Source organism: uncultured Ruminococcus sp., assembly GCF_937915125.1.
GTDB lineage: Bacteria > Bacillota > Clostridia > Oscillospirales > Ruminococcaceae > Ruminococcus_C.
In genome coordinates, this window is the sequence record NZ_CALDMP010000086.1 from 16091 (window position 1) to 29200 (window position 13110).

Below are 13110 nucleotides of genomic sequence, written 5' to 3' on the forward strand. Positions count from 1 at the left end.
TATAAAAATAAACGTGCATTTCTTTGCCGGATCTCGGTGAGAAATGCACGTTTTTCTGTTCAGCTTATGCTTTGTAGGATTCCGACTGTCCGTTTTTCTGTTTCGACAGTTCTCTCCGCAGATATCCCTCCCGGATACCATACTTGCTGATATAGATAGACTCGCACTTTGTCAGCTGTACCAGTGCATCCAGGATCAGCATACCGGTATAAATCGTGTGCAGGCGATCAGGGCAGTTTTGCAGCAGCAGTTCCCGTGCCACTGCATCTTTTTTCCAGAGCGCCTTTTCCAGCGTGCGCAGCTGTGAAGTCGTCAGAATGCGCTGTGTCTCCGGCAATTCCTGCTGTACCTGAGCAAGCTTCAGCACAGTGCGTGCCGTACCGCCCACACCACAGAGATTGGGGAACGCCGGCAGATGATGCAGCTTTCGCTTTTTCAGTTCTTTCCGGATCCGTTCCTGAACGGCGTCCCGTTCTTTTTGCCTGGGAAATACCTTTTCCACATATTCTTTGGAAAGGGTCAGAGAACCGATGGGCAGACTTTCGATGATACCGGGACCATCGTGTGCCACTGTGACAATTTCCGTACTGCCGCCTCCAATATCGAAGAGCAGCCCTTTTTCCATGGGTGCCTCATAGTGGACGCCGTAGTAGTCCAGATAGGCCTCTGCCTGTCCTGACAGAACATCAACGGAATAGCCGGTCATCAGAAAAATCTGATCCACCGCCTCCCGTGTATTCTGGATATTGCGCAGAGAAGCCGTCGCAAATACAAATGTCTGTTCCAATTGAAATTGCTCCAGGAGATTGCGGCAGTTCAGAAGCACGCTACATGCTTTCTGGATGCCTTCCTGGGTCAGAATGCCGTCCTGGACATATCCGGCGAGACTGGCAGTATATTTCTGGGCAAACAAAGGGTGAAAGGTCTTTCCGTCTGCGGTGTAAACTGCCAGACGGACGGTATTGGATCCGATATCAATAACTGCGTATTTCATAAGCAAGCTCCTGGTCCCTAATTCGATTCTTATCCTTATTATACAGCATTTTCCTCTGGTTATGCAAGTGCAGATATTCGAACGGCATGTAAAGTTCTGGTTAAATGTAATGATATACGGATTAACAAAAACATAACATATATTTTACAACAATAAGATGTCAAAAAGAGGATGAATCTTTTATAATATAATTAGCATAGTATGAGAATGCCCATGCTCTGCCGTATTCGATGTGCATAAAAGATTCATTACATAGGAATGATTAGAATATAAATGATTGGAATGTATTTGGAGGGATTGACATGAAGTCAAAATGCTATGATAATCGGGAATTGTCCTGGTTGAAGTTCAATCAGCGTGTTCTGGAGGAGGCAAAGGACGAACGGAATCCGCTCTGTGAACGGCTGTCCTTTTTGTCCATTTTTCAGAGCAATCTGGACGAATTTTTCATGGTGCGCTGCGGATCCATTTATGATCAGATGTGTGAAGATCCGGAGTTCCGGGAAAACAAAACCAACATGACCTGCAAGGAACAGCTGACAGCCATCTATGCACGTGTGCGGGAACTGCTGCGTGACAAAGATGATGTATATGAGGATCTTCGTGCAGAACTGAGTATGCAGGGCGTGGACATTGTGGACTTCCATACCATTACCATGGAAGAAGCTGCCTGGCTGGAGGCGTATTTTAAGACAGAGATCGAACCGCTGCTCTCGCCCCAGATCATCAGCAAAAAGCAGCCTTTCCCGTTTTTGCAGAACAAGTCGATTTATGCAGTAGTGGTATTGGAGAAAAAGGGTACCCAAAAGCTGGGCATTGTGCCTTGCAGCAGCGGTGTATTTCCAAAGATCGTTTCTCTTCCCACAGGAAAGAACCGTTTCATTCTGGCAGAAGAACTGATCCTGCATTTTGTACCGGAGATCTTCTCCCGGCATACCATTAAGAGTAAGTCACTCATTCGCATTATTCGTAACGCTGATATCGAACCAGACGAGCGCACGGAGGAAGAGTGTGACTATCGTGAGGCAATGGAACAGCTGATTCGGGAACGGAAGAAGCTCTGTCCCATTAAGCTGGAATTTTCACGGCTGATGGATACCACAGTGATCCAGACCTTGTGTGGCTATCTGAATCTGACAGAGGGACAGGTGTTCTATTCAGAAGCGCCGCTGAATTTGTCTGTACTCTCCGTGGTACGGGATATGCTGCGCCATAACAAGTGCTTGTTCTATCAGCGCCGTGTGCCTCAGGAACCGGCATGGCGTGATCCGTCCAAACGGATGATTGAACAGGTAGAGGAGCAGGATCGTTTCCTGGCGTTCCCCTATGAGAGCATCCGGCCATTCCTGACGCTCCTGAACGAAGCTGGAAGTGATCCGCAGGTAGTTTCCATTAAGATGACTCTGTATCGTGTGGCATCTAACAGTAAAATCGTAGAAGCGCTTATCGAAGCGGCAGAGAACGGCAAGGATGTCGTGGTACTGGTGGAACTCCGTGCCCGGTTTGATGAGGAAAACAATATTGAGTGGTCCCGCCGTCTGGAGGATGCTGGATGCCGGATCATTTACGGTCTGGATAACCTCAAGGTACACAGCAAGCTGTGCCTGATTACCAAGAAGGTGGGCACGGAAATATCCTACATCACCCAGGTGGGTACAGGTAATTATAACGAAAAGACCTCAGCAATTTATACGGACTATTCTCTGATGACAGCGAATCACGACATTGGTCTGGAGGCAAATCGGGTATTCCATGCCCTGTGCCTGGGACAGACTGTGGAACATACAGAGCATCTGCTGGTTGCGCCGAAGTGCCTGCAAAATAAGCTGGCGGATATGATCGACGAACAGACAGAGCTGGCAAAGGCTGGCGAACCGGCATACATCGGCATCAAAATCAACTCCCTGACAGATAAGTATCTTATTGAAAAGCTGATCGAAGCATCCAAGGCAGGGGTAAAGATTGAGATGATTATCCGTGGCATCAGCTGTCTCATAGCCGGTGTATCGGAAGAAACCGAAAATGTAACCATTCGCAGTATTGTAGGACGATTCCTGGAGCACACCCGGATCTATATTTTCGGTGCTCATGAGAATTGCAAGGTATATATTGCATCGGCAGACTGGATGACCCGAAATACACGCCGTCGTGTGGAAGTTGCCGCACCCATTTATGATACATCCATCAAGCAGCGGATTCTGGATATGTTTGATTTGATGATGACGGATAACGTGAAGGCACGTGTACAGCAGCCGGACGGTTCATATTGCCGTGAGCCGGCGGAGGAACCGCTGATCAATGCACAGGAATATTTCTATGAGCAGGCGTACGAACGGCTGGCGCATGTGGCAGATACTTCCGAGGAGTCAGTTGTGCCGGCGGAGCAAAATTGACAAAAAAGTAGGAATGTGATATGATAAAAGCGTTGGTATATTTCATACCAGCGCTTTTTGATTGGAAAATGACAAAGTTGGAGATGAAAAAACATGGATCATGCAGCAAAAGCAAGAGAATTGTTTCAGCAGGGATATAATTGTTCCCAATCCGTAGCCGGAGCATTTCATGAAGAAATGGGGCTGCCGCTGGAAACCACAATGCGGTTGGCATCCTCATTCGGCGGCGGTATGGGCGGTCTGCGGGGTACCTGTGGCGCAGTGACGGGAATGTTTCTGGTGGCAGGGATGCTGCTGGGGTATGATTCCCCGAAGGATGATGCCGCAAAAAAGGCGCATTACGCCAGAATACGCCATCTTGCGGCAGAGTTCGAGGCATGTCACGAGACAACTGTTTGCCGTGAACTGTTGAAAGCGTTGCCCGGGAAATTGCAGCAGGATCCTTTGCCGAGAACAGAGGAATACTACAAAGTACGTCCCTGTGTGCGGTTTGTGGAGACGGCGGCGAAGCTTCTGGAACAGCTGCTTGCGGAAGAACAAGAAAAAGCGGATTTTTCGGCGAACGAGTAATCATCAAAGTGGAGAACGGCATGGATGCAGAAGTGCAGACCATGCCGTTTTTGTGAGATATCAAGTTATTCACCCATCTGTCACCTGGAAGAATTTCATCCGTTCCCAGACCGAATGGGCATAAGCCTGTAACCGTTCTTCCGGTGAGCCGCCAGGAATGCCCACAGAATCCATCACTTCGTCAAACTGTGTCGGGAAAGAAAAATCGGAACTGTGTTCTTCCATCGTTTCATCTGGTGCATACAGCGGCATATATGCCCCGATGCAGGGAATGCCGATGTCGTAGTTATACAGTTTCCGGATGGCACCCTTTGCCATTCCCAGCAGATGTCCGGTTTTCAGCATACCAATGGAAACAGTCAGATCAGACCGGACGCAGAATCCCTCGCCGGTGTCGCCATTCATGCCGCTGTTGATGTCCACGCTGATGACGAAAGCATGGGAAGCGTTGATTTGTTTCACCACTTGCCGCAGATTGGGACGCAATTCGCCTTGGAATCCTGTCCCCAGCAGGCAGTCCACGATAATATCCGTGTGGGAAAAGTCGATCTTTCTTGTGACCGGAATACAAGCACTCCGGCACTTTTCAAAGTAGTAAGCACCATCCGGGGAAAATTTATCGCTGGTCAGCACGATACGGCAGGGGATACCGGCGTCATGGAGCAACAGTGCCAGCACATAGCCATCTCCAGCATTGTTGCCGCTGCCTGCCACAATGTCAATATTGCCGTGCCAATCGCAGCTGCGGAACAGTCCCAGTCCGGCACGGTACATAAGGGTTTTACTGTCCGTACCGCCGGCGATTTCAGCGGTATCGCTGGCACGCATGGTGGCAACAGAGATGATTTTTTGCATGAGGAATACCTCCTTTGAAAAAGACGATACAGCGCATAGTGCGGCAGTATCGTCTTTTCAGGTTGTATGGAAATTGCGATGAAATGCGATATTGCAAAATTACGCCAACTCAGCCAGTTTCCCGAACTGTGCCTTGAGTGCCGGATAGATTTCCCGGTACAGCTGATAGTACGACTCATATACCGGTACATTTTCCGCCTGAGGATTCTGTGTCTTGTCTGTCTTGACGATCGCCTCGCAAGCCTGGGGTACACTGTCGTAGATGCCGGCACCCACAGAAGCCAGAATCGCCACGCCCAGAGACGGGCCTTCCTTAGAAGCCACTGTCTTTACCGGGCAGTTGTACAGATCTGCCAGCATACTGCGCCACAGGGGAGAAGTACCGCCGCCGCCGCATGCCATCATATCGTCTACGGAGATGCCCATTTCCCGGAATACTTCCACGCAGTCACGCAGGGAATAAGTCACGCCTTCCAGTACAGCACGGAGCATATCCCGCTTGGTGTGCATTGCCGACAGACCGAAGAACACGCCACGTGCATTGGGATCCAGATGAGGGGTGCGCTCGCCCATAAGGTAGGGCAGATAGAGCAGACGGTTTGTGCCAACCGGCACCTGTTCTGCCTCCTTGTCCATGAGATAATACTCGTCCACACCCATGAGAGAAGCGGTCTGCTTTTCCGCTGCACAGAAGTTGTCCCGGAACCATTTCAGAGACAGACCAGCGCCCTGGGTAACGCCCATGACATGCCAGCTGTCCGGAACTGCTGCGCAGCAGGTGTGTACACGTCCTTTGGGATCCATTGCCATTGCGGATGTGTGGGCAAATACCACGCCGGAAGTACCAATGGTTGTGAATGCCTTGCCGTCCTTGACTACGCCGGTTCCCACAGCCGCAGCTGCATTGTCTCCAGCACCGCCCACAACAACAGTACCCTCGCACAGTCCCAGCAGGTCTGCCATTTCCTTTGTCAGCTTACCGGTAACCTCGCAGGACTCGTAGACCTTGCCCAGCAGGCTCTTATCAATTTGCAGCAGTTTCAGAAGTTCATCCGACCAGCAGCGGTTTGCCACGTCCAGAAGCTGCATACCGGATGCATCTGAAACTTCGGTAGCATACTCGCCGGTGAGAATCAGACGGAGATAGTCCTTGGGCAGCAGAATGTGTCTGCACTTCTCATAGATATCCGGTTCGTTGTTGCGTACCCAGAGAATTTTTGCAGCAGTCCAGCCTGTCAGCGCCGGATTTGCGGTGATCTCCATGAGCTTGTCCTGTCCGACCACACGGTTCATCTCGTCCACTTCCGCAGCGGTACGCTGGTCGCACCAGATAATGGACTTCCGCAGGACATTGTTGTCACCGTCCAGCATGACCAGACCGTGCATCTGTCCGGAAATACCGATGCCCTTGACATCCTCTTTCTGAACGCCGCTCTTTGTTACAACTGTCTGAATGGTCTGGATCATGGCATTTTTCCAGTCCATGGGGTCTTGTTCAGCATAGCCGTTCTGGGGCTGATACATGGGATATTCCACGGTAGCGCTCGCCATTACCGTGCCATCTTCCCGGAATAATACAGTTTTGGTACCGCTGGTACCGCAGTCAACGCCAATTACATAAGCCATAGTGTTTCGTTCCTTTCCGAGCTGTCCGATTTGTCAGAGTCTGTTCAGTGCCTGGTCATGCGAAAAGATGCTGAACAGGCTCTCAAGATGCAGCTCCGGTTCTTGTTTTATTTTATCAAAATTTACCGTGCTTGTCAAGCAGAAGTCCAGGCGAATCAGAATGTTTTTCCTGCATTCCTTACAACTTGTCTTGGTAAAAAAATGCGCTGGTCTGTCAATTAGTCACTTGCTTTTTCGTCCATACTGTGTTATACTATAGAAAAGCCGCACTGGCGGCAAATCCAAAAAACGGAGCGTGAAAGACATGCAGTATACATACACACCCCACGGTGTCTGTTCCAGAATGATTCAGATCGACGTAGAGGACGGCATCGTGGAAAAGGTACAGTTCATCGGCGGATGCAGCGGCAACACCCAGGGCATCAGCGCATTGGTGCAGGGAATGCCGGTGGACGAGGTTATCAAGCGTTTGGAAAATATCAAATGCGGCAGCCGCCCCACATCCTGCCCGGATCAGCTGGCGAAAGCCCTGAAAAAGGTCGCTGCGGAGCAGTAAACTATTTTATGATAATGCGTACAGAAAACGGGACGATGGTTTGTCGTCCCGTTTTTGCGTTATTCTACGAGCGTATCAGTAACTTCCAACTCAAACCAACGACCGATACAACTCCATATACTTCTCCGCCGAAACATTCCAGCTGTAATCACACTTCATAGCATGGCGCACTAGGGCATTCCACTTGCGCTTGTCATCAAAGAGCGCACAAGCACGCTTCACTGCATTCAGCATGTCATAGGCATCATATGTCTTAAAGGTAAAGCCATTGCCGTTTTCGCCGCCTGCGTCAAAGACGGAATCCTTCAGACCGCCGGTTTCCCGGACAATGGGAATGGTACCATACCGCATTGCCACCATCTGCGCCAGACCGCAGGGCTCGTTCTGGGATGGCATAAGGAACATGTCTGCACCGGCATAGATCCGCCGAGCCATTTCCGGAACAAATCCCAGGGTCACGTGTACCTGTTCCGGATAGGTGTCCTGCATCTCCCGGAAGAAGTCCTCATACAGCTTTTCGCCGCTGCCCAGAACCACAAAGCGGCAGCCCAGCTGGAGCATTTCCTGGAAGCTTTGCTGTACCAGCTGAATGCCCTTGTGTGCCACAAATCGTGTTACAATACCAATGACTGGTGCATCACCTGCCGTAAGACCGCATTCTTCCAGTAGCTTCTTCCGGCATTCCTTTTTGCCAGCCATTTTAGAAACGGTGTAGTTCTTCGGAATATTCGGGTCTGTTTCCGGATTGTAGGTTTCCACATCAATGCCATTGAGAATGCCCACAATGGGATCCTGCCGCCGTATCAGTGCGCGATCCATACCATAGGAATACCACGGGTCGAGAATCTCTTTTGCATATGTGGGGCTGACGGTGGTAATGCGATCCGCTGTTTCAAATGCGCCCTTCATGAGATTTACCATGCCGTCAAATTCCAGCAGATTGGTGTGATAGGTGGGAATGCCCATCAGCTCCGTAATGACTTCCTTGCCGTAGACACCCTGATACTGAATGTTGTGGATGGTGTAGATGATGCGGATATTTTCGTATTCCTGGTGGTATTTGTACAGCACCTGGTAGAATACTGGCACCATGGCGGTCTGCCAGTCGTTGCAGTGGATAATATCCGGCTTGAAGTCAATGGCAGGGAGGATCTCCAGAATGGCACGGCTGAAAAAGACAAACCGTTCGCAGTCGTCGTAGAAGCCATACATGCCGTCACGCATATAATAATAGGGATTGTCAAGCAGATAATAGGTCACCTTTCCGACTTTGATGGTATAGATGCCGCAGTATTGTTTCCGCCAGCCCACTTCTACAGTAATATCTTTCAGAAATGTCATCTGGTTGCGTACGTCCGGCTGGATGGAACGGTAAAGGGGCATAACCACCCGGCAGTCCATTTCCTCGTTCTGACTGATAGCAGCTGGCAGAGAACCCGCAACATCGGCGAGTCCGCCGGAAGCCGCAAAGGGAAGTGCCTCACTGGCAGCGAAAAGTATTTTCAATGGTACGATCTTCCTTTCATAGCAAACTGCCGCAAGAACCGTGCACAGATTGTTTGAGATCTGTGGAGGGCGGCTCTGTACGGCAGCACACTTTATTTAAATCATGTTAGATTTTTGCCTTCTTGCCCAGATACAGCGGATAATCCGCAGAACCGGTCAGCACACGATTATCGGAAATGGTTACATTTTTGTCAGCTACAATGGAATCAATATTGCAGCCTTCGCCGATCTCCGTGCTCTGCATCAGAACGCAGTTGCGGACAACAGCCCCCTTTCCGATCTTTACGCCGCGGAACAGAACGCAGTTTTCCACTGTTCCCTCGATCATACAGCCGTCAGCCACCAGAGAATTCTTTACAGTGGATTCCAGACCATATTTTACCGGTGCGTTGTCACCAACCTTGGTATAAATGGGAGCTTCACTGGAGAAAATGCTGTTTCTTGTTTTGGTATCCAGCAGCGCCAGGTTTGCCTTGTAATATGCTTCCAGGCTGTCGATCTTATAGAAGCTGCCCTTGTGCTCATATGCCTTGAACAGGAATTCATCCTTCCGTGCCTGGAGCACATTGCGGATGAGACTCTTCTGGTTTTTGCTGATTGCTTCCAGAACCACCTGTTTCAGGAACTCCGTGTTTACGATAAACATATCCAGGGAGATGTTGCATTCACCGGACATCATAGGATTGATGAGCACTTCCTTAATGGTGTTCTCCTCATCGATCTGAAGAATACAGCCGCTTGCGCTCTTCTCACGGTTGTACAGTCCCTTTGCATAGATGACTGTGATATCTGCCTCTGTTTCCTGGTGCTGTTTCAGCGCACTGTTGAAATCAATTGTCGTGATCACATCGCTGTTTGCTAGGATCACATATTTTGCACGGGTGTGTTCTACAAAGCTCCAGATATTGCTCAGTGCTTCCAGACGTCCCTGGTATGTACCGCCGTTGGACTGGCTGAAGGGAGGGAGCAGATGCAGACCGCCTTTTTTCCGCGCCAGATCCCACTCACGACCGGAACCCAGATGATCCAGCAGAGAGCCGTAATTGGATTTCGTAATGACACCCACTTCGGAAATGCCGGAGTTTACCATATTGGAAAGCGGGAAGTCTACCAGACGATAGCGGCCGCCGTAGGGGATAGAGCCCATGGTACGCAGCTTTGTCAGATCGATCACTGCGGAATCGTTGATGCTTGCGAAGATTAATCCTAATACATTCTGATTGATACTCATTGTTGCCACCGCCTTTACAGATTTTCGGAAATAATTTCCTTCGGAAGTACGCGCTTGCCGGAAGAAATGGTGATGTTGTGTCCGGTAACGGCGATGCCCCAGTCGTCACGGTTCGGAACAGATTCCGGACTCATGCCGATGACTGCATCCGATTCGATAACGCAGTTTTCACCGATGATGGCATATTCCACCACAGCGCCCTTTTTGATAATACTGCCGGGCATAACGATGCTGTACTTGACGGATGCGCCTTCTTCAATGGTGACGCCGGAGGAAATGATAGAGAAGTCAACTGTTCCGTCTACTACGCTGCCCTCTGTGATCATAGAGTTTTCGATATGGGCATTTTCGCCGATATACTGGGGCGGCATGTTGTTGTGACGGGAGTATACTTTCCAATCCGGATCGTACAGATCCAGAGGAACATTGGGGCTGAGCAGATCCATATTTGCTTCCCACAAGCTGTCCAGAGTTCCGACATCCTTCCAGTAGCCCTCGAATTCATAAGCGAAAAGACGCTCATTATTCCCCAGCATTGCCGGAATAATATCCTTGCCGAAATCTTTGGATCCGGTGTTTGCATTTTCGTTTTCGATGAGATATTTGCGGAGCTTGCTCCAGGTAAAGACATAGATACCCATAGAAGCCAGCGTAGACTTAGGCTCCTTCGGCTTTTCAGCAAAATCAACAACTCTGCCCTTTTCGTCGCAGGTCATGATGCCAAAACGAGAAGCCTCAGAACGAGGTACGTCAATTACCGCAATGGTGCTGTCTGCCTCGTTTGCAATATGATATTCCAGCATCTTGGAATAATCCATTTTATAGATGTGGTCACCGCCGAGGACAATGACATATTCCGGATCATACCGTTCAATGAATGCCATGTTCTGATAAATCGCATTTGCAGTACCTTCATACCAGGAAGCACCGGCAGCGGTCTGATACGGCGGAAGTACATGGACACCGCCATGCATTTTGTCCAGATCCCAGGGCTGACCATTTCCGATATACTCGTTGAGCACCAGGGGCTGGTACTGTGTCAGTACGCCGACGGTATCAATACCGGAGTTGATGCAGTTGGACAGCGGAAAGTCGATAAAACGATTTTTACCGCCGTAGGGGATCGCAGGCTTTGCTACTTTTTGTGTCAGCGCATACAAACGACTGCCCTGACCGCCCGCCAGCAGCATGGCGACGCATTTTTTCTTGATCTTCATGATACTCCTCCTAAATTCAATTCAAATTCCGAATGAATGAGAAAATCTGATTTTATGATGAAGCGGTGCCGTTTGCAGGACGTGTTGCTGCTTTCTTTGCTGTTCCGGTTCTTTTTGATTTTGCCGGTGTTTTTGCAGCTGCCGCCTTGCGGGGTGCACGCTTTTTCACGGGAACATATTTCAGATAAATGACAGACAAAGGTGCCAGCGTCATAGAGATGCACTGTTCAAAACCGTGCATAGCAATGGGGAGTGACTCGAATTTCTTTTCCGTCACGCCGCTGCCGCCGTAGCTTGCTGCGTCTGTATTGAATACAACCTGATAGCGTCCTTCTTTGGGAACGCCGATTTTATAGTCATTGCGCTGTACCGGGCAGAAGTTGCAGACGGCGATGAGTTCATTTTCATCATCGTCGATCCGGCGGAATGCAATGACGCTCTGCTGATAGTCATCATGGGAAATCCAGCTGAAGCCCTGCCACGAATCGTCATCCTGCCACAGAGGTGAATTTTCCAGATAGAACTTGTTCAGATCCTGGGAGAACAGCTCCATCTGCTGATGGGCAGGCTGTTCCAGAAGATCCCAATCCAGCTGTGTTTCAAAATTCCACTCATTTCTCTGTGCAAATTCCTGCCCCATAAAGAGCAGTTTCTTTCCGGGATGTGCCATCATATATCCCAGGAATGCACGGTAGGAAGAGAATTTTTCCGGATCGTTCTGACCGCTCATTTTCTGGAGCATCGAGCATTTGCCATAGACGATCTCATCGTGGGAAATGGGCAGTATGTAATTCTCTGAGAAACAATAGAAGAAAGAGAACGTCAGCTTGTCATGGTTGAAAGCACGATAAATGGGATCCAGCGAAATGTAGCTGAGCATATCGTTCATCCAGCCCATGTTCCACTTGAAGTTGAAGCCCAGACCCCCGATATCCGTAGGCTTTGTGACAAGAGGCCACGCCGTGGATTCTTCTGCGATCATAAGAATGTCCGGATTGCGGGAGAATGCGGCTTCGTTCAGATGCCGCAGGAAGTCAACTGCCTCCAGATTCTCGTGGCCGCCATAGACATTGGGACGCCATTCGCCGTCACGCCGGTCGTAATCCAGATAGAGCATAGATGCTACTGCATCCACACGGAGACCATCCAGATGGAAGTCCTCCAGCCAGCAGCAGGCACTGGAGATCAGGAACGAGCAGACCTCGCCCTTGCCGTAGTCAAAAACGCGTGTGCCCCAGCCCTTGTGCTCCATTTTCAGGGGATCTGCATATTCATAGCAATAAGAGCCGTCGAATTCGCAAAGTCCCATAGGATCCTTCGGGAAGTGTGCCGGTACCCAGTCGAGAATGACACCGATGCCAGCCTGATGGAACATGTCGATCATCTGGCGGAAGTCATCGGGTGTGCCGTGTCTGGATGTTGGCGCAAAATAACCCGTGACCTGATATCCCCAGGAGCCGTCAAAAGGATATTCCGTCAGCGGCATGAATTCGATATGGGTATAGGACAACTTCTTGAGATAAGGAATGATCTCCTGTGCGAAGCCGATATAGCTGGGGAATTCCTCTTCTGGCTTGCGCTTCCAGGAAGAAATATTGACCTCATAGATGTTCATGGGGCTTTTATAGGGGCTGTGTTTCTTTTTTTCAGCGTACCACGCCTGGTCCTGCCACGTGTACGTACTTTCAAACAGTTTCGAGGCTGTTCCCGGACGTCTTTCATAATGTGATGCGTAAGGGTCAGCCTTATCCAGAATTTGTCCGTCTTCTGTCTCAATACTATACTTATAGCTGTCGAATTGTTTCAGACGCGGTATCTCTGCTTCCCATACGGTATCCGAGATCTTCTCCATAGGATTGCAGGTGCGGTCCCAGTTGTTGAACGAGCCGATGACAGAGATGCTTTTCGCCTTGGGTGCCCAAACACGAAAACGATAAAACTGTCCCCGGCCGCGCCGGAATGGGTGTGCACCGAAGAATTTATGTGCTTCAAAATTTTTCCCTTGGTGGAATAGGTAAAGGGGAAAATCATTTGCGGTGGATTTCTGCGTTGAAAGCATAGCATACCCTCCTTTTGTTTTCTATTCATATTTTAACATAAATAGGAATACAATGCAAGTTTTTTTTGTACCGTCCAGTAAAATTCATATAAACGCCCAGTTT

10 protein-coding genes are annotated in these 13110 nt (G+C 49.6%); 3 read left to right on the top strand and 7 right to left on the bottom strand.

Annotated elements, in window-relative coordinates; all coding sequences use genetic code 11:
• Positions 1-64: 64 nt before the first annotated feature.
• Positions 65-994 carry a phosphatase gene (locus Q0418_RS08605; RefSeq protein WP_298483727.1) on the bottom strand — a complete coding sequence of 310 codons (930 nt, stop codon included), beginning with the start codon at positions 992-994 and terminating at the stop codon, positions 65-67.
• Between the two features lie 302 nt (positions 995-1296).
• Between Q0418_RS08605 and ppk1 the strand changes: the two genes are divergently transcribed.
• Both ppk1 and Q0418_RS08615 read left to right on the top strand, forming a co-directional pair.
• Positions 1297-3387, top strand: a complete 2091-nt coding sequence (ppk1, locus tag Q0418_RS08610) for a polyphosphate kinase 1 (RefSeq protein ID WP_298483728.1) — start codon at positions 1297-1299, stop codon at positions 3385-3387.
• A 93-nt stretch (positions 3388-3480) separates the two neighbouring features.
• Positions 3481-3957 (top strand): C-GCAxxG-C-C family protein, encoded by a 477-nt coding sequence (locus Q0418_RS08615; RefSeq protein ID WP_298483729.1) that lies wholly within the window; start codon positions 3481-3483, stop codon positions 3955-3957.
• Positions 3958-4026: 69 nt separating this feature from the next.
• On the opposite strand, the gene Q0418_RS08620 is transcribed toward Q0418_RS08615, so the two are convergent.
• Together Q0418_RS08620 and xylB are read right to left on the bottom strand one after the other, a co-directional pair.
• Positions 4027-4812 (bottom strand): NAD(P)H-hydrate epimerase, encoded by a 786-nt coding sequence (locus Q0418_RS08620; protein ID WP_298483730.1) that lies wholly within the window; start codon positions 4810-4812, stop codon positions 4027-4029.
• 99 nt (positions 4813-4911) lie between these two features.
• On the bottom strand, positions 4912-6438 hold the full coding sequence (xylB, locus tag Q0418_RS08625) for a xylulokinase (protein WP_298483731.1): 1527 nt from the start codon (positions 6436-6438) through the stop codon (positions 4912-4914).
• Positions 6439-6742: 304 nt separating this feature from the next.
• Between xylB and Q0418_RS08630 the strand changes: the two genes are divergently transcribed.
• A complete protein-coding gene (locus Q0418_RS08630; RefSeq protein WP_298483732.1) occupies positions 6743-6994 on the top strand; it encodes a TIGR03905 family TSCPD domain-containing protein in 252 nt (83 codons plus the stop codon).
• A 90-nt stretch (positions 6995-7084) separates the two neighbouring features.
• Here Q0418_RS08630 and glgA read toward each other — a convergent pair whose 3' ends face one another.
• From glgA to glgB, 4 genes are all read right to left on the bottom strand, one after another.
• The gene (gene glgA, locus Q0418_RS08635) at positions 7085-8500 is read right to left on the bottom strand and encodes a glycogen synthase GlgA (RefSeq protein ID WP_298483733.1); all 1416 of its coding nucleotides are present in this window, start codon (positions 8498-8500) and stop codon (positions 7085-7087) included.
• A 106-nt stretch (positions 8501-8606) separates the two neighbouring features.
• Positions 8607-9731, bottom strand: a complete 1125-nt coding sequence (gene glgD, locus Q0418_RS08640; RefSeq protein ID WP_298483734.1) for a glucose-1-phosphate adenylyltransferase subunit GlgD — start codon at positions 9729-9731, stop codon at positions 8607-8609.
• Positions 9732-9745: 14 nt separating this feature from the next.
• Positions 9746-10948, bottom strand: coding sequence for a glucose-1-phosphate adenylyltransferase (locus tag Q0418_RS08645; protein ID WP_298483735.1), 1203 nt, complete (start codon positions 10946-10948; stop codon positions 9746-9748).
• 52 nt (positions 10949-11000) lie between these two features.
• Positions 11001-13007 (bottom strand): 1,4-alpha-glucan branching protein GlgB, encoded by a 2007-nt coding sequence (gene glgB, locus Q0418_RS08650; RefSeq protein ID WP_298483736.1) that lies wholly within the window; start codon positions 13005-13007, stop codon positions 11001-11003.
• Positions 13008-13110 lie beyond the last annotated feature (103 nt).

Coding starts and splice junctions, on each gene's coding strand:
- Q0418_RS08645 (WP_298483735.1), bottom strand. CDS start 10,948: ATGAAGATCAAGAAAAAATGCGTCGCCATGCTGCTGGCGGGCGGTCAG.
- Q0418_RS08630 (WP_298483732.1), top strand. CDS start 6,743: ATGCAGTATACATACACACCCCACGGTGTCTGTTCCAGAATGATTCAG.
- glgD (WP_298483734.1), bottom strand. CDS start 9,731: ATGAGTATCAATCAGAATGTATTAGGATTAATCTTCGCAAGCATCAAC.
- Q0418_RS08620 (WP_298483730.1), bottom strand. CDS start 4,812: ATGCAAAAAATCATCTCTGTTGCCACCATGCGTGCCAGCGATACCGCT.
- glgB (WP_298483736.1), bottom strand. CDS start 13,007: ATGCTTTCAACGCAGAAATCCACCGCAAATGATTTTCCCCTTTACCTA.
- Q0418_RS08615 (WP_298483729.1), top strand. CDS start 3,481: ATGGATCATGCAGCAAAAGCAAGAGAATTGTTTCAGCAGGGATATAAT.
- ppk1 (WP_298483728.1), top strand. CDS start 1,297: ATGAAGTCAAAATGCTATGATAATCGGGAATTGTCCTGGTTGAAGTTC.
- Q0418_RS08605 (WP_298483727.1), bottom strand. CDS start 994: ATGAAATACGCAGTTATTGATATCGGATCCAATACCGTCCGTCTGGCA.
- xylB (WP_298483731.1), bottom strand. CDS start 6,438: ATGGCTTATGTAATTGGCGTTGACTGCGGTACCAGCGGTACCAAAACT.